Annotated in this window: 17 protein-coding genes and 1 CRISPR repeat array; of the genes, 16 read left to right on the plus strand and 1 reads right to left on the minus strand. The window is 70.9% G+C overall.

Annotated features, from left to right (window positions below; all coding sequences use genetic code 11):
* Positions 1-111: 111 nt before the first annotated feature.
* From AB0E62_RS35585 to AB0E62_RS35660, 16 genes are all read left to right on the plus strand, one after another.
* The gene (locus AB0E62_RS35585; protein WP_362203697.1) at positions 112-483 is read left to right on the plus strand and encodes a hypothetical protein; all 372 of its coding nucleotides are present in this window, start codon (positions 112-114) and stop codon (positions 481-483) included.
* Positions 480-1,259, plus strand: coding sequence for a DUF317 domain-containing protein (locus AB0E62_RS35590; RefSeq protein ID WP_362203699.1), 780 nt, complete (start codon positions 480-482; stop codon positions 1,257-1,259). Before AB0E62_RS35585 ends, AB0E62_RS35590 begins: the two co-directional genes overlap by 4 nt.
* Positions 1,260-1,293: 34 nt before the next feature.
* Entirely contained in the window at positions 1,294-3,084 is a 1,791-nt protein-coding gene (locus AB0E62_RS35595) for a TraM recognition domain-containing protein (RefSeq protein WP_362203702.1), read from the plus strand.
* On the plus strand, positions 3,081-3,539 hold the full coding sequence (locus tag AB0E62_RS35600; protein WP_362203705.1) for an XF1762 family protein: 459 nt from the start codon (positions 3,081-3,083) through the stop codon (positions 3,537-3,539). The genes AB0E62_RS35595 and AB0E62_RS35600 overlap by 4 nt, the downstream gene beginning before the upstream one ends.
* Positions 3,540-3,633: 94 nt before the next feature.
* On the plus strand, positions 3,634-4,239 hold the full coding sequence (locus AB0E62_RS35605; protein WP_362203708.1) for a hypothetical protein: 606 nt from the start codon (positions 3,634-3,636) through the stop codon (positions 4,237-4,239).
* 168 nt (positions 4,240-4,407) lie between these two features.
* A complete protein-coding gene (locus AB0E62_RS35610; RefSeq protein WP_362203711.1) occupies positions 4,408-5,094 on the plus strand; it encodes a hypothetical protein in 687 nt (228 codons plus the stop codon).
* Entirely contained in the window at positions 5,091-5,741 is a 651-nt protein-coding gene (locus AB0E62_RS35615) for a DUF317 domain-containing protein (RefSeq protein WP_362203714.1), read from the plus strand. The genes AB0E62_RS35610 and AB0E62_RS35615 overlap by 4 nt, the downstream gene beginning before the upstream one ends.
* Positions 5,742-5,832: 91 nt before the next feature.
* Positions 5,833-6,645, plus strand: coding sequence for a hypothetical protein (locus AB0E62_RS35620; protein WP_362203717.1), 813 nt, complete (start codon positions 5,833-5,835; stop codon positions 6,643-6,645).
* Between the two features lie 23 nt (positions 6,646-6,668).
* A complete protein-coding gene (locus AB0E62_RS35625; protein ID WP_362203720.1) occupies positions 6,669-7,175 on the plus strand; it encodes a hypothetical protein in 507 nt (168 codons plus the stop codon).
* Positions 7,175-8,008 (plus strand): hypothetical protein, encoded by an 834-nt coding sequence (locus AB0E62_RS35630; RefSeq protein ID WP_362203723.1) that lies wholly within the window; start codon positions 7,175-7,177, stop codon positions 8,006-8,008. The genes AB0E62_RS35625 and AB0E62_RS35630 overlap by 1 nt, the downstream gene beginning before the upstream one ends.
* A 115-nt stretch (positions 8,009-8,123) precedes the next feature.
* Entirely contained in the window at positions 8,124-8,993 is an 870-nt protein-coding gene (locus AB0E62_RS35635) for a hypothetical protein (protein WP_362203754.1), read from the plus strand.
* A gap of 46 nt (positions 8,994-9,039) precedes the next feature.
* Positions 9,040-9,621 carry a hypothetical protein gene (locus tag AB0E62_RS35640; RefSeq protein ID WP_362203726.1) on the plus strand — a complete coding sequence of 194 codons (582 nt, stop codon included), beginning with the start codon at positions 9,040-9,042 and terminating at the stop codon, positions 9,619-9,621.
* 261 nt (positions 9,622-9,882) lie between these two features.
* Positions 9,883-11,154, plus strand: a complete 1,272-nt coding sequence (locus AB0E62_RS35645) for a DNA cytosine methyltransferase (protein WP_362203757.1) — start codon at positions 9,883-9,885, stop codon at positions 11,152-11,154.
* A complete protein-coding gene (locus AB0E62_RS35650) occupies positions 11,154-12,329 on the plus strand; it encodes a DnaB-like helicase N-terminal domain-containing protein (RefSeq protein ID WP_362203729.1) in 1,176 nt (391 codons plus the stop codon). The genes AB0E62_RS35645 and AB0E62_RS35650 overlap by 1 nt, the downstream gene beginning before the upstream one ends.
* Positions 12,330-12,393: 64 nt before the next feature.
* Positions 12,394-13,776: a DUF317 domain-containing protein gene (locus tag AB0E62_RS35655; protein ID WP_362203731.1), complete on the plus strand. Its 1,383-nt coding sequence runs from the start codon at positions 12,394-12,396 to the stop codon at positions 13,774-13,776.
* A 560-nt stretch (positions 13,777-14,336) separates the two neighbouring features.
* Positions 14,337-14,672: a hypothetical protein gene (locus AB0E62_RS35660; protein ID WP_362203733.1), complete on the plus strand. Its 336-nt coding sequence runs from the start codon at positions 14,337-14,339 to the stop codon at positions 14,670-14,672.
* 157 nt (positions 14,673-14,829) lie between these two features.
* On the opposite strand, the gene AB0E62_RS35665 is transcribed toward AB0E62_RS35660, so the two are convergent.
* Entirely contained in the window at positions 14,830-15,723 is an 894-nt protein-coding gene (locus AB0E62_RS35665; protein ID WP_362203736.1) for a DUF5655 domain-containing protein, read from the minus strand.
* A gap of 338 nt (positions 15,724-16,061) precedes the next feature.
* Positions 16,062-17,066: direct repeats of the CRISPR family, unit length 29 nt; unit sequence CGGAACACCCCCGCGTCGGCGGGGAGGAC.
* Positions 17,067-17,179: the final 113 nt, after the last annotated feature.

Here is a 17,179-nt window from a genome sequence, read left to right on the forward strand (position 1 = left end):
AACTCCTACTCCGACCTGCACACCGACCTCGACGGCTGGCCCTATGACGACCACGCGTACGGCCTGCGCCAGAGCCGGCGCGACGCCGAGACCGCCCACGCGTTCGAGGAGGTGCGTGACGGCGCCCGGTTCCTGCTGGAGAGCGCCGAGAACCAGTTGCCCCTCGTGCCCGCCGACCGCGCGCAGACCCGCTGGATCCACCAGCTCGGCACCCTGCGAAACGCCCTGGACCGCCTCGACGCACTGGAAGAGGAGTGGCACGCCACCCAGGACGGCCTCCCGCGCGGCACCGAAGCCTTCGAGACCGCGCTCGCCGAGCACCACGCCGAGTGCTGGAGCTACCTGGACGACTGGGCCACCCACGGCCACGCCATCGGCGAGATCAACACCGCCGTGAAGCGCGCCCCGTCCTCCCGGTCCCGACCGCCGGCCGCACGGCCGGCCCCGGCCACCACGGGCCGCTCCACGATGGCGCGGAGGTGAGCGTGCACGAGTCCTCCCAGACGGTCGACGTCGACTTCGTCACGCCGCGGTATCTGGCCGGCGGCGGTGACCCCGCCTGGATCACCGTCCCCCTGCACCGCGCCTGCGGCTGGAGCCACGGCCACGACCCCCTGATGCCACGCGTCATCCTCTCCAGCCCCGACCAGAAGACGCTGCTGCGGCTGGAGCCCGACCCGGACGGCTCCTGGTGGACCATCCAGCACGCCGCCGGCCCCGAACGGCCCGCCTGGTACGCCAGCTTCGGTGCCCGCACCCCGGTGGAGATCATCGCGGCGTTCACCGACGCCCTGACCGCTCCCTCAGCCGATGTGGCAGACGCCTGGGACCCCTTGGCGCCGCTCCACGACGCGGGCTGGTCACCGACGCCCAGTCACAACCGGCTCGTCTCCCCCGACGGCACGGTAGGCGTCGACCTGCACGAGGCGACCGGCACCTGGTGGGTGACCACCACCCTGAACCAAGCCCATCGGCCGGTGTGGCAGGCCCACTTCGGCGAGCACACCCCACCGCACCTGATCACCGCGTTCACCACCGCGCTCACCGACCCCACCCCGGTGGCCCGTATCAGCACGGTGGACAGCCTCCCCACCCGCGACCCGCACCGTGTCTCCCCCACCCGCGCCGAAGTACGGGCCTCCCAGATCGCCTTCGTGCTGGAGGACCGGGTCCGCACGCTCGCCGCCCGCCACAAGGCCCCGACGGCACCACCCGGCCTTCCCCGGCGGCCGTCCGCCGACCCCGGCCACACCCGCTGACCCCCTCCCCCCCCGCACCGGAGCACGCAGCCCCTTGCCCCCTGCCTCCACCAACACCTCCGACGGCTACGACCTCGCCTTCCGCCTCCTCATGGGCATCCTCGCCGTCGTCGTCCCCCTGTCCCACCTCGCCTGGCTGTCCGGCAACCTCACCGCCTACCTCACCGATCACCCCTGGGCGCCCTACCAGCCGACCACCGCCCTGCTCCACCCCGACCAGCTCTGGCCCCAGATGGGGGAAACGTCCCTGCTCATCGGCGCCCGCATCGTCCCCATCACCGTCCTGCTCGCCCTCGGCGCGACGGCCGGCCTGCTGTGGGCCCGGCACAAGAACAACGGCGGCGGCCGGAAGAAGAAGATCACGGCGATGGCCAAGCCGAGGGACATCGAGCCCCTCATGGCCAAGGCGATCACCGACAAGGCGCGCTCGCTGCGCCCGAGCCTCAAGACCGCCAAGCACATCGCGCCGAAGGACACCGGCATCCTCCTCGGCAACCTGCAAGGGACGAAGCACGAGGTCCGCATGGGGTACGAGGACGTGGCCGTCGCCATCATGGCGCCGCGGTCGGGCAAGACGACGTCGCTGGCGATCCCCTCGATCCTCAACGCGCCCGGGCCGGTCCTGCTGACGTCGAACAAGGCGGCCGGTGACGCCTACACCGCCACCCTGGACGCCCGCGCCGCGGTGGGGCGGGTGTGGTCGATGGACCCGCAGCAGATCGCCCACGCGGCCCGCGAGATGTGGTGGAACCCGCTCGCCGATGCCAAGACCCTCGACGGTGCCGGCCGTCTGGCCGGTCACTTCCTCGCCGCGTCCGTGGACGCCTCCCAGCAGGGCGACTTCTGGTCCAAGGCCGGATCCAACATCCTGAGCCAGTTGTTCCTCGCCGCCGCGCTCGATGACCGGCCGATCACGGACGTGATGCAGTGGCTGGCCTTCCCCGCCGACCGCACCCCGCTCGACATCCTGCGCGACCATGCCTTCACGGCGGTCGCCGCCCAGCTCAAGGGCACCGTGGAAGGGCCGCCGGAGACCCGCGACGGCATCTACGAGACCGCCCGCCAGTACGCCGCCGCCCTCCTCAACAGCGAGATCGCCGCGTGGGTCACCCCGCAGAAGGACGTGCCCGAGTTCCGGCCTTCGCAGTTCGTCACCTCCACCGACACCCTGTACCTGCTGTCGAAGGACGGCGGCGGAGGCGCCTCCGCGCTGATCGCCGCATGCGCCGACTCCGTGATGCGGGCCGCGACCGCCCAGGCCGAACGCGCCGGCGGCAGGCTCGATCCGCCGATGCTGGCGATCCTGGACGAGGCCGCCAACGTCTGCAAAATCTCGGACCTGCCCGACCTGTACTCCCACCTCGGCTCGCGCGGGATCATCCCGATCACGATCCTGCAGTCCTACCGCCAGGGCCAGAAAGTCTGGGGCGATGCGGGCATGGACGCGATGTGGTCCGCCGCCACCGTCAAGGTCATCGGCTCCGGTATCGATGACCCCGACTTCGCGGACAAGCTGTCCCGGCTGATCGGCGACCACGACGTCGCCACCACCTCCACCTCCACCTCCGAGTCGGGGAAGTCGACCTCCGTCAGCATGCGGCAGGAGCGGATCCTGCCCGCCGACGCCATCCGCGCCCTGCCCAAGGGCACCGCCCTGCTCTTCGCCACCGGCATGCGCGCCGCCATGCTCGACCTGCGCCCCTGGTACCTGGAGCCCAGCGCCGGCGAACTGGCCGCCGCCTCCGCCCGCGCCTCCAAGGCGATCACCGAGCGTGCTGTCGCGAAGCACGCCCCGGCCCAGGCCGGTTACGGGCAGGCCGCATGAGCACACCCCGGTTGCACCTGGTGCCGGTCCGCTCCCGTCAGGCCAAGGAGTTCGTGCGCGCCCGGCACCGCCACCACGCGCCCCCGGCCGGACAGATCTTCGCCGTCGGCGCCGCCGACGAGAACGGCACCCTGCGGGCGGTGGCGATCGTCGGCCGGCCCGTCGCCCGTCACCTTGACGACGGCACCACCCTGGAAGTCACCCGCACCGCCAGTGATGGCGCACGCAACGCCAACTCGTTGTTGTACGCGGCGGCGTGGCGGGCGGCGAAGGCGCTTGGCTACCGCCGGTTGATCACCTACACGCAGGAAGGTGAGAGCGGCGCGTCCCTGCGCGGCGCCGGATGGCGCCTCGTCGCTGCCCGGCCGCCCCGTGCCGGGTGGCACACCCCCTCCCGGCCCCGGACCGATCACGGCAACGACCACATCGCCCGGTTCCTGTGGGAGGCCCCGTAGGGCGGTGCGATCGCCGGATCCTCGGCGTTGCCCACGCCGACATGGCCTCCCCCATTCCGCTCGTAGCAAGTCCTGACCTCGCACCGGAGATTCCGTGTCTTTCGTGAACGTCCCGGACGTGTTCATCGGCTCCACCGATGACGGTCACACGTTCGTCGTTCTCAACCGCCCCATCCGCGGCGCCAACAGTCTGCTGACCGGCGCCGGATTCACCGCCCGCAGGATCAACGACCGCACGGTCTACCTGTTGCCGCCCACCACGTCCGAGGAAGCCAACGAGCGCGCCGGGATAGCGATGTACGGGCTTTTAACCCACACCCACGACTTGGTCGACCTGTCCTGGACCACCCGGTGGAGCCCGCAAGAGCCCCGGCCCGATCCCGGCATCCGCTTCACGCTCACCCCCACCAGCTTCCAAGCGACCGCCACCACCGAAGTAGCCCGACTGCTCCTGGAACAGCACGGCTTCGTCCGCTCGGCGGACGGCACCTCCTACGAGCCGGCCATGCCGCTGGGGATGCCCCATCTGCTGGGGGCGGTGGTCCGCGCGGAGACCCACGCCCACTCCTACGGCATCACCGTCCACGTCGAGCTGGGCATCCCCACCCCCGACGCGATTCCCGCCCCGTCCCCGCGTCCTTCCGACGCCGCCGTCCCCCGCTGTCCGGGCGCAGGGCCGGCACCGCGCCGTTCCCGCTGACCTACCTGGAGCCTGACCATCACCGTCCGCCAGATCGATCTCCTCGCAACCGCTGACGACCTGCGCCGGCTCGGCGCGGACTTCGACGCCCTCAAGGCCGGCGTCACCGCGCTGAAGCCGGATCCGGGCAGCGAACTGCTCCGGCAGCTCGTCCCGGTCATCGCCCAAGTGCACGAGCTGACCGGCCGTACCCTGTGGCAGCTGACCGTTCTCGACGGCAGCCAGTACACCGTCGTTCCCGGCAGCCGTTCCTCCTTGAAGTGCCTGAGCACCGTCGTGGAAGCGGCCTGTCTGGTCGCCCTCGACCTCGCGGAAGCGGTGGCCGACAACCCACTGGACGCGGCCGGGTTCTCCGGCGAGCCGCTTCTGGACGACGCCGCCCGGCAGGCCCAGAATGCCAAGATCCGTGCCGGGCTGGCGGACATCCTCGCCGATGCCGCCCACCAGCTGGATGTCTGCGCGACAGGCTGCCAGTACGCCGCCTCCGGGATCATCCGGGATCTCACACGGCATCCGCAGCGCATGCCGCCGCTGCCGAAGCTCACCCGCAGCCAGTACACGACGTTGGAGAGGATCGCCCAGGGCGGTGCCCGCTTCTGGCGTTCGCTGCGCGGGGGCCGCGAGAGCGTCCGTGCCGGTGACGGCAGCACCATCCACGGCAAGCGGTTCCACCTCCTGGCGAAGAACCGGCTCGTCCGCGTCCAGGAGCGGGACTCTGCGCTCGGCGGCCAGGACGTCACGGTCACCGCCGCCGGACTGCTGGTCCTGGACACCCAAAGGCCCTCGCAAACGGCACCGTCAGCGCCGGCCCGGCCCGCTCCCTCTGCCGCGTCTACGGCCGGGCGGCGGCGATGAACACGTTGGCGGCCGAGGACCTCGTGCTCGTCTCCCCCAGGCACCTGGCCGGGTCCGGCACCAGGATCGCCGACGCACTCGGCCCCCTGATCCACCTGTTCGACTGGTCCCACGATCACGACCCGGCCAGCGGGCACATGCGCCTGGACAGTCCCTGTGGCAGTGCCTTCCTCGACTTCGAACCGACCCGGTTCGACGGCATGTGGTGGACCTTCCGCCACCACGACCCCAACTGGTCGGCCCGGTTTTCCCGGCAGACCCCCATCGAGGCCATCGCCGCCGTCGCCCAGGCCCTGCCCCAGTCCCTCGGCGACGCCCGGCACGCCGACCGCATCCCCCTCACCACCACCGCCCTCGACCAGACCGCCGCCCTCAACGGCTGGGCCGCCACCCACACCGAGGCCACCACGGTCTACACCTCCCCCGACGGGCACTGCGTCCTGACCCACGAACCCGACAGTGAGCTGCCCTGGCGGTTCACGCATTCGGTGTACGACGGGTTCGACACGGAGTGGACCGCGACCGTCAGCCGCGACGCACCCGAGGAGCTGGCCCGGCAGTTCTTTGCTCACCTGGCAACCCGGCACCGGTCGAGCGGCTCTTCAAGGACCTGCCCTACCTCGTCCAGAACGGCTCGGGTGCGCTGATCACCCCCGCGACCACAGCCCCCGTCAGCCCTCACGTCCACCATGCCGCCGCGCAGGCAGCCCGCGCGCACGCCGGCCGACCCCCGAGACGATGACCTTGCCCGACCTTTCCCTGCCCGAGCGCCTTCTGCTCCTGGGCGCCGACTTCACCCGGCACCACGACATTCTCCTCCGCATCAACTCGGCGCACCCTGCCCACGCGACCGTGGCAGCGGCCGAGCACATCCCGGCGCCCCAGGCCCTGGCCCGAGGGGCGCTCGACGCGCGTGAGGCCATCCGCGCGGCACCGGGGCTCTACCCCTCACGGGACGTCGAACGTGTCCTCGCCCGGATGACGCAGCTCGCCACCCTGGCCGTGATCGCCGCCGATCACCTCCTCGACGCAGTCGACCTGCTGTCCACGGCTGTCTTCCCCAGCCCCGGGCAGAAAGCGGCAACGGGTCTGACCAGCACACAGACGGCGGAGGCCGCGCACCACATCCGCCTGGCCGGACAGCTGACCGGCCTCGGCGCCGAGGACTGCCTGGCCGCCGCGGGTCTCCTCGCCCGCGAACTGCGCCAGTGGCACCCCGGCGCCTTCCGGCCGCTACCGGCCCTGTCATCCGCGCAGCAGGCGGCGCTCGAAGCCGTCGCCGCCGGCCGGGTCACCCTCGACCGGCAGGAGGACAAGGTCCTCGTCGAGCTTGGCACCGGGCGGATCACCATCACCACGATCCGCTCCCTGGAAAGCCGTGGCCTGATACGCCGAGAACCCTGCGCGCTGTGGCTGCACGCCGAACGGCTGCACCTCACCACCGAGGGCTGCCAGGCCCTGGCCGCGGTCTTGGGCCGGCCTCGCTCGGCCCCGCCCGCAACCCTGCCTCCCGCCGCCAGGCCCACCGCGGCCCGGGCGGCGACCCGCTGAACCCTCCCAAGGAGCCTGCCCTCTTGCCTCGCTACGAGCCGACCGACCTGGACGAGATGACGATGGTCGAAGCGATCGACGCAGTGATCACCGACCTGCGCGACCATCCGCCCGGCGTTTTCCCCCACGGCGTGTTCACCGTGATGCGCCACATCGACCTGCTCTGTCACCTGACAGCCCGCGCGGCCGATGACGCCCACTTCGGCCTCGCCTACGAGCACGCCGAGCCCGCAGACCAGGCCCGCGTCGAGCCGCTCAGCCGGACAGCCGCGCACCTCGGCCGCGCCACCGCCCACTACACCCTGGCACTGGCCCCCTCCCTCACTCTCCACCTGAGCGATCCCGATACCCCGAGCACCCCCGACCGGCTCGACGCCCACAGCCGGCTCATCCGTCACGCAGGCGGTGCCCTGCTCGCGCTGTCGTACGCCCGCACCTGCCTGACCACGCCCCTGCCGCCCGGCGGGCAGACCACGCCGGCAGTGCTCCCGCCCGTCCCGTCCCCGCCCGCGGCCAAGCCCCGCCACTGATGACACCCCCCGACCCCGACACCCCGCTGTTCGACGTGGACACGCCCGTCGCGCTGACGCCCGTGGAGCGGCTGCTGGCACTCGCCGACCTCTACACCCAGCACAACGATGCGATCGACCTGCTGTTCACCGGCCGCGCCCCGCTTCCCCCGGACGCTTACGTGTCCTCCTCCCACCGGCTGGAACGCGAGACCCTCACGTCCATCAAGACGGTGCGGCAGCAGCATCTGCCGGCCGTCGAGCCGGTCACCAGCGCCGTCGTCCGGCTGACGCAGACCGCCTACCTGGCCGGCGGGGCCACGCGCTATCTCGCCGCCGCCCAGCAGGCCGTCCCCGCCGAGGACGCCGAGGAAAGGCGTCCCGATCCCCGCCGCGGGTTCGGCCAGTACCTGCGGCTGGCCCGTGAACTCACCGCGCTCGCACCGGCGGCCATCGTCGCCTCCGCCACGCAGATCGCCACCCGGCTGCCCCAGCGGGCACGCAGCACCACCACGCTCCCCGCCCTGGACACGGCCCAGCGCGGTGCGCTGCTCGAAGTCGCCCAGGGCCACGTCGCCGTCACCGGTCAATACAGCGAGCGCGGTTACGGCCACACCGTGCCGGTGCCCGTCGACGCACTGCGCCACCTGGAAGCCCAGGGCCTGCTGACGCGCGAGCCCGCCACAGTGCCCCCGCTCTTCCCCCACGGCCCCTCACGCGACCGCGTACGCCTGACCGCCCTCGGCATCACCGTCCTGAGCACGGTCATCAACACCGTCCACATCCCCGGTCCGCCCGCGGCCCGGCCCATCCCCGCCCCGGCCGCGGCCGGCACCGCACGCGCCCACCGCTGACACCTGCGCACCGTCGGCGCCTCGCCGCTGCCTCGTTCACGCAAGGAAGTCCCCGATTCCCGCCACACCCACCCTCATCTGCATCTCACTCGGTGCCGGCGTCCAGTCCAGCACCCTGCTCGCCCTGTCCGCCAACGGCGTTCTTCCCAAGGCGGATTACGCCATCTTCGCCGACACCGGCTGGGAGCCCCGCGCCGTCTACGAGCACCTGGACCGGCTGGAGAAGGAGATCGCCGCTCCCGCCGGGATACCCATCCTGCGCGTCTCCTCCGGCAACATCCGGCGTGACGCCCTCGACCCGGACCACCGCTTCGCGTCCATGCCCCTCTACATCCTCAACCAGGACGGCAAGCAGGGCATGACCCGGCGCCAGTGCACCGGCGAATACAAGATCAAACCGATAAAACGACAAGTCCGCGAACTCCTCGGCTACCCCTACCCGCAGCGCATCCCGAAGGATGTCTTCGCCGAGCAGTGGGTGGGCATCTCCACCGACGAGTTCCACCGCGCCAAGGACGCCGACGTCCGCTACATGCGAAACCGCCACCCCCTGATCGACCTGGGCTGGTCCCGCAGCGACTGCCTGCGCTACCTCACCTCCCTCGGCCTCGCCGACACCCCGAAGTCCAGCTGCCTGGGCTGCCCCTTCCACGGCAACGCGCAGTGGCGTCACATCCGTGACACCAGCCCCGAGGAGTGGCAGGACGTCGTCGCGTTCGACGCCGCGATCCGGGCGGGCAACGCCCGCGCGAACGCCGGCGGCAATCGCCTGCTCGGGCAGGCGTTCCTCCACCGCTCCCGAGTACCGCTCAGCGAGGCGCCGATCGACCACGTCACGGCGGCCGAGTGGGCTGCCCGCCAGCAGGAGATCGATGACCGCACCGCGGTGGTGGAGGACCTGGAGAACGGGGTGGTGGACGGCTGCTCACCGTGGGCCTGCCGATCCGGCGACCCCGTGCGGAGCGATTTCGACCTCACCGCGTGACCCCACCAGCCCGATCCGCCGGACCGAGACCCCGAAAGCACTGATCATGACCAGCATCACCCAGGCCCTGGCCCTCTACGACATGGCCGGCCAGATCAACCGCCTCCGCTTCCAGCTGCGCGCCCTGCCCGCTGCTCCCGCCATCCCGCACCTGGACAGCGTCACCGCGCAGGTGCACACCCTGGCCGGAATCCTCACCGCTGTCAGTGACCAGGTCAGCCACCGCCTGGACCTGTCTTCCGCGGACGCGAAGAAGGCCGTGGTGGCGTACAGCGGTGCTCTCGCCCCGCTCGGCGAAGCCATGACCGAACTCGGCCGACTGCAGGCCGAAGTAACGATCTTCAACTTCACCACCCACCCCTCGTATCACAACAGCCCGTCGGACTTGGAACGCCAGCGTCGGCATGTCAGCGAGATCATCACCGGCTGCTGTGACGCAGCCGACGAGATACTCGAAGTCGCAGCCGATGAGCTGCAGGCAGCAGCGGTCGAACTGGCGTCCCCACCCGCTCGCGTACAAGCCGCCGCCCCCGCCCGCACACCCGGCCCCGTCAACTCCGCACAGGCCCACCCCGCGCCCGCCACACCGCCCCCCGCCGCGGCGCCGCGCGCAGCGAAAAGCCGCTGACATGCCCGGCCTTGAGTGGCCGACCCCGCGCTCAGCTCCGGATACGGCGGCTGAACGCCGGTGCGCCGGGCCACCTCGGCGACACCCTGACCCGCCGAGACCCGCGGGCGCCTGCGGGGTCGAAGTTCTCAACCCTCCTCTGTCAGCGGCTTCTCAGATGGAAGGCCAGCCCCTGCCTCAATCCGCCATATCCCGCCCAGTCCATACAAACGTGCAATTGCGGCACTTCCGGGGCGACTTCGGGGTGACCGTGTGAGGCGGATCATCCTCGACCTGTTCGCCGGCCCCGGCGGCTGGAGCCACGCCCTCTCCCTCCTCGGGGCCCGGGACGTCGGCCTGGAGTGGGACACCTGGGCCTGCAAAACCCGTGTCCGGGCCGGGCAGTTGACGGTGCAGACGGATGTTGCCTGTTACCCGGCATGGATCTTCTCCGGACGTGTCCTGGGGCTGATCGCCTCCCCGCCGTGCCAGGCGTGGTCGATGGCCGGCAAGCGCCTGGGCCTGGTCGATCAGCCCCTCGTCCACCAGGCCGTCGCCGACCTCGCCGCCGGCCGCGACACCCGCGACCAGCTCCTGGCCGCCTGCGCCGACCCGCGCTCCTTGCTCGCCGCCGAGCCCATGCGCTACCTGCACGCCCTGAATGCGGTGGGCGAGCCGGAGTGGGTGGCCATGGAGGAGGTCCCCGACGTCCTGCCCCTGTGGCGGCAGTACGCCGCCATCCTGCGCACCTGGGGGTTTTCGGTGTGGACCGGGATCCTCAACTCGGCCGACTACGGCGTCCCCCAGACCCGGCGTCGTGCGTTCTTGCTCGCCTCCCGGGTGCGTTCCGCCGGGCCTCCGCCGCCCACGCACGCCCAGGTCGCCGAGCCGGAGTCGCTGTTCGGGCCCGGCCGCGCCCGGTGGGTGTCGATGGCCGAGGCCCTGGGGTGGGGCCGGACCGACGGCCCGGTGCCCACCGTGTGTGCCGGCGGGGGCCCGGGAGGCGGCCCCGAGCCCTTCCCCTCCGGCTCCCGTAAGACCCTCGCCGATGCCCGTGACCGCGGCGCCTGGACTCCCCACCCGGGCGGAGCCGTCCTGCGATCCCGTCGTGAAGGGCCCGCCTGGGCCGCCCGGCCCGGCTCCGACCGGCCCGCCGACCGCCCGGCGCCGACGTGCACCGCCGAAGCACACCGCTGGGCATGGTCCCTGCGCAGCAACAACCAGGCCCACGCCACCGTCCGGTCGATCCGGGAGCCGGCCGGGACGCTGTTCTTCGGGCACCGCGCGAACGAGTGCACCTGGGTCGCCGAACCCGCCACCCGCAGCCCCGGCGACACCGCGGGCAAGAGCATGGTGGTGCCCGAGCCGATCAAGATCACCGCCCGGGAGGCGGGCGTCCTGCAATCCTTCCCGGCCGACTACCCCTGGCAGGGCAATAAGGGCCAGCAGTTCTCCCAGATCGGCAACGCCGTCCCACCCCGGCTCGCCGCCCACCTCCTCGCCGCGCACCTGAACGTCCCCTTCAACCCCGACGACTTCACGCTCGCAGCCTGATGCCCCGCACCACCCACCCGCACAAGGACGGCCCCGGCGCCAGCGCACCGTCGCCGCCGGGCTACTTCGCCGAACAGGCCCTGCTCGGCGCCCTCCTGTCCGAACCGCACCGCCTGCCCGACATCACCGGCATCGAACCCGACGCGTTCACCACCGCGGTGCACGCCGCGGTGTTCGCCGCGGTCCAAGCCCTGCCGGCCCCCGCCCCCGTCGAGACCGCCGATCACGCCGCCGCGGTCGCCGCCCTGCGTGCGCGGCCCGCCACCCGCCCGGGTGAGCACGCCGAGCACATCGCCTGGCTGGGCAAGGTGCTCACCGCCGCCCGTGAGCGGGCTCGCGGGCTGACCGCCGCCCACCTGCACGCCCTCATCAGCGCCTGCCCCACCCCCCGGCACACGCCCGCATACGCGCGGATCATCGCAGCCGAGCACGCCCGCCGCCGCCTACACAAGGCCGCCCAGCGCCTGACGCACACCGCGCGGGACACCTCGCTCCCCCATCCCGTGCCGAGCACCCTGGCCGAAGCCGACGCCCTCTCATCCGTCGTGGACGGCATCGCCGCCGCCTTCCCCCCGCACTCCGGCTCCCCGCCCCGCACCCCCACACCCCCGCACGACGCCCTTCCCGGCGGCGAACAGGCCGCCCAGGAGGAGCGGCTGCTGCTCGCCACGGCCACCGCCCGGCCGGCCGAGATCGAGCAGATGCGCTGGCTGACCGGAGAGGACTTCACCCTCCCCCTGCACGCCGGACTCTGGCAGTGCCTGACCACACTGGTACACCGGCGCGCACCCGTCGATCCCGTGACCGTCCTCTGGCAGGCCCAGCAGCACGGTGCCCTGGGCAACACGCCCGACGCGCGGGAGGTGCTCGGCTTCCTCGCCAAACCGGACGTGTCCGCGCCCTACCTCGCCGAGCGCATCCTGCACCGGTCCGTCCTCGCCACCGCCCACCACGTCGGCCGCCGCATCGAAGCCTTCACCGACGACCCGGCCAACAGCCCCTACCAGCTCGTGGTCGGCAGCCGCCGCGCCCTCGCGGAGCTGACAGCCATCCGCACCCGCTGGCAGCAAGCCACCTCCCCGGCAACCGGACCCCCGCCCCGCACGACCCCGCCAGCCCGGCGCACCGGCCCCGCCCCCACCACCGCGGCCCCCGCCGGCCGCCTCACCCGCTGACCCCGACCATGCCGGTGGCCGGACCCGAACCGGTCCCGGCCACCGGGCGGAAAGAGCACCCCGCGTGACCGCACCTGCCCTCGACGCCCACGCCCGCCTCGACACCCACCCCACTCACTCCAGCGCCGTGACCGCGACCGTCACCGGCACCGAAGCCGATCGCGCCCTGGCCATCCTCCTGGCCGACGGCTGGGAGGCCGCCGCGGAGAACACGCTCGTCCTGGTCCGTATCGACCACGAGGAGCCCTACTGGGCCAACGAAACCGCCGGCAAACTCCACGCGGCCGGGATCCCCACCGAGATCAGCGACCGGCTCCGCAAAGCCATTCAGGAGGAGTGGACCTGGGCCGACTACCCCATGCCCTGGCTCACCCGGTCGGAGATCCGGGAGGTCTCCGACCAGGCCCAGAAGCTCTACGACGACATCCGGCACGGACGGCTCCTGATCCACGCCCACGCCCATGACGGCCACACCACTGTCGCGGTCGGCACCTACCTCGATACGGGCAAGAGCGTCTACCTCCACGGGGAGAACCACCTGCGGCAGGTCGCCGACACCTTCGACTCCCCCGCCCAGGCCCTCGCCGTGTTCGAACGCGTCCACGGCGACAGCATGCGTCCCGGCCCGGCGCCCCTGACCGACACCGAGCGCCAGACCGCCCAAGCCCGCACCTTCCTCGGCACACCGGATACCGGCATCGAACCGCCACCGGCCCAGCCCGAAGCCGCCCCGGAACCAGAAGTCGTGCCGGCGTACGCCGCCGACCCCGGCGACCACGACGCCCTGCTCGAGGAGTTCCTCGCCGCACACGGCGAGTGGCAGAAGTGGAGCACCTGGTCCGACGACACCACCCACGCCATCCACGAGTCCCAGACCCTGCGCATCGAACGCGTCCACGAAACAGACCCCCAGGAGACCTCCTGGACCGTCGCCGCGTACGAAACACCGGTCTCCGAACGCATGTGGCACCTCACCGCCACCGACACCGCGCCCGCCCCCGTGCTGAAGGCCCTGCTGGACCAGCTGGCCGACACAGACACGCGGGAAACAGCCCTCGGCAGCCCCATCACGGACAAGACCGTCACCGAAGCCACCCGACCCCTCACCGACTTCGGGTGGAAGCACACGATGGACGGGCGCTGGATCCGCTGGGAAACCCCCCAGAAAGACGCTGGTGTGCAATTCGATGCCTTCGCCGCCCAGAACCCCGGCCACTACCTCCCCACCTGGACCCTGTGGGCAGGACAGAACCCCGACCACCCCACCTGGGCCATCCACGCCTCCGCATACACCCCCGCCGGCCTGCTTTCCCACCTCACCGGAGAACTCGCCGACGGAATCGGAATACGTCAGCCCCGTCCACCACAGGCGAAAAAGGCATACCACGGTACTCCCGCTCTACCTCCCGAAGCACCTCACCAGCCACCAGCCCAACTACGGCGCTGACCGGCCAGCAGCCCGGCCAGGGCGGGGCACCACTTCGCTACGGTGCGGCAGTCTCACGAGACTATGCTCCCGGGCCAGAAACCGCCAATCACTGAGCCGCTAATCATGAACCCAGGGGCGCGCTGGCGACTCATCGCAACATTCCTCCCAGAACAGGTGTTTCATTGATCATCCGATCGGTGACCGCTACTTGCCGACGCGCACCCACTGTCCCTAATATCACGCCATCGAACGGAGGCCCCGACAGCAAAAGGGCTTCCAGAGTCTCGGCGTGTAGTCCAGCCGATACTCATGCCTGAACCGCCAACAGTCACAGGCAGCTATCCACTCAGGCGCTCACAGCATGAACTGGCAACATCCCGCGAGTGAAGTTGCATGGACTACTGCGACAGAACTCGACCGAGCGGCGGAAACCGCCATTTCCGCCACTCAGGCAAAGCTGTCTGATCCTCACGCTAATCGGACAGCTGACGCTATGGCATACCTATGTTCGCGTAGGTGGCCGGTCGAGTCTGTCGGCATCGCCCGGTCGCCTCTAATCAGAAGGAGCACCGGGGAGAATGACTCCCAACGAAAAAGTCGCTGTCGCAGTGACCATGCTGCTTTTCGGCGCGACTTTGGTTTCAATCCTCTGCGGAATCGCAATGATCGGCCTTGGCCGCACAAAGCGAGAGAGCGTTATGGCGGGAGCTACCGTATGGGCAGCCCTGATGGGGATTTTCGTACCCATCATCGCCCTCTTCGACTTCAAGGCCGGCGGCCAGCCACTTATCCTGCCACAGCCGCCGGCCGCCACTCGAACGACTCAGCACGCAACTGGGTGGGGGGCTCCTGCCGCTCGGCCGTTGGGCACAGAAGGCGCCGTGCGCACCCTCACCATGGTCAGTAGACACTGAGCGCTTCGCCGCGGGCGGGGAACATAGCGCAGGACCGCCGGTTAGCCAAACCGGCGGTCCTGAGCATCATTGATAGTCCACCGCCACCCTTCTACCCCTGCGTCGAAAGGCTCGCTGAAGACCACCTTTTCCGCAGAACACCACGGACAGGAGCCGCTCACGCCGCCGCGTAGCCGGCCCGGAACAGGTCCTGCGCGCGCTCGACGTCCCTTTGCGTGCGCAGCTGTACCTCCAGGTTGCCCGTGCCGTGATGGCCGAGGCCCGTCACGTCGCGAGTGAAGCCGGGCACCAGGTCGACCTCTTTCGGATCGACCTTCACATAGACGAGGATCTTGGTCTTCTGCGGCGGGCAGACGCAGGCGAAGTTCCGCAGGCGCTGATACGCCCGGTACGTCTTGCGCTGCACGAGGGTCACGTCGCCGAGGCCGAGCAGCGTCTCGTGCAGCGCCTGCTTCAGCTCGTCCAGCGGCGCGAGGTGGGCGACATCGCCCATTGGCGCGGCCAGGCTCCTGCGGGCCCTACCCGCGGTCGATAGCCTGCCGCCGGTGGAGGCTACGGTCTCAAGGCCGAGCAGGTCGCTGCCGAAGAGTCGGTAGCGGACCAGATCGATGCTACGCCGGTGCTCGCGCACGGCGTGTACGTCGTAGCGGCTGAAGTCGCCTGCGATGCAGATCAGCCTCGGACTGCTCCACCGCACCTGGGCTGCGGCCGATACCCCGAGCCGGTCGCGGACCAGGCGCTCGAACTCCGCCCGGTGGTCCACGAGCCAGCTCAGGTAGAACAGCCCCTGGTTGATGACGCCGGCGTCGACACCGCGCTTGTACTCCACGACGACAGGTGACCCGTTCTCGTCCAGGCCGAGCGAGTCGATCCGGCCTCCATGGACCGGTCCCGTGCTGTACTCGCTAGCCAGGAACTGTACGCCGAGCAGCGTCTCCATGCCTGCCTCGACAAGGTGCTGTACATGGACCTCAGCCTCGGCAAGACGCGGCGTGACCTCGGTCACGCCGCCCTTCGTGCTGTAGAGCTTCAGGTTCGCCCCCTCGTTCACACACTGTGACCGCAGGAGAACGCCAGGGCCGGTCCAAGATATTTCCGGACGGCACTGACCCCGGGGTCGGGACCGCGCGGGACCTCACAATCACGAAATATGTAACAGAACGGATATTTCTAAATCGCGGGACATGCGCGGGACCGCCTACCTGATAGCGCGTCAGATAGCGCTCTGACCTGCGTAAACGCACGGGACCCATACGGCCTCCGGAGCCGCGTGCCTTTCCTGCCGCATACCGAAGGCATACATTCGAGGCGGCGCCGCACTACTCATCGAACGCCGAGATACCCATGCACCGGCGGGAAAAGCTCCGCTGCGCCAGTGATCTACACGACCGTCACACCCCCGCCCCGGCGGGGAGGACGCCAGCAGCTCCTCGCGCGGCATCGCGTCGTGTGAAACACCCCCGCGTCGGCGGGGAGGACCTGGGCGGCCGGGGTGAGGGTGTTGTAGTCGGCGGAACACCCCCGCGTCGGCGGGGAGGACGTGTTCCCGGCTGCTGCCGCGACGACCAGGCCCGGAACACCCCCGCGTCGGCGGGGAGGACCTGGGCTGTGGCAGTCGCCATGCGCGAGCCTCCGGAACACCCCCGCGTCGGCGGGGAGGACCCTGTTCGGGCGTGAGACGCCTACCCGAGGGCCGGAACACCCCCGCGTCGGCGGGGAGGACGAGAGCTGGTCGGACCGGACCTGCCATCCCTCCGGAACACCCCCGCGTCGGCGGGGAGGACTTCTTTAACCGGATGAACAACCTCTAGGGGGCCGGAACACCCCCGCGTCGGCGGGGAGGACGGGTCGTTGATGACCTTGGGCAGGATGCCGAGCGGAACACCCCCGCGTCGGCGGGGAGGACGCCTCGGCGTTGCCGTGCTTGGCCTCGGACTCCGGAACACCCCCGCGTCGGCGGGGAGGACGGTACGCATTCGCACGGGGCTGTCGGGGACGTCGGAACACCCCCGCGTCGGCGGGGAGGACGTAGGCGTCCACGAGGAGAAGACCGCGACCACCGGAACACCCCCGCGTCGGCGGGGAGGACTGGATGGCGTGCCAGACGAACGGCGGCACTGGCGGAACACCCCCGCGTCGGCGGGGAGGACTTTGCGGCCGGAGTCGTGCTGATCCGGCCCGCCGGAACACCCCCGCGTCGGCGGGGAGGACCAGAAAGCTATCTGGGAGGCGCCGGTAGGCAGCGGAACACCCCCGCGTCGGCGGGGAGGACTCGGCCAGCTCGTGCACGTAGGCGTCGAGGACCGGAACACCCCCGCGTCGGCGGGGAGGACTCGATGTTCCTCGACCCCCGATGCGAGCCCGTCGGAACACCCCCGCGTCGGCGGGGAGGACCCTTTCTGACCTGCGCACTACTGATCTTTTCGTAAGTTCAGTGGCTGTGGTGGGTGGATGGTCAGGCCGGTGTGGGCGAGGAAGGACCATGGCAGTTGTGGGTTGTGGTTGAT

It is taken from the genome of Streptomyces sp. NPDC038707, from assembly GCF_040636485.1.
GTDB lineage: Bacteria > Actinomycetota > Actinomycetes > Streptomycetales > Streptomycetaceae > Streptomyces.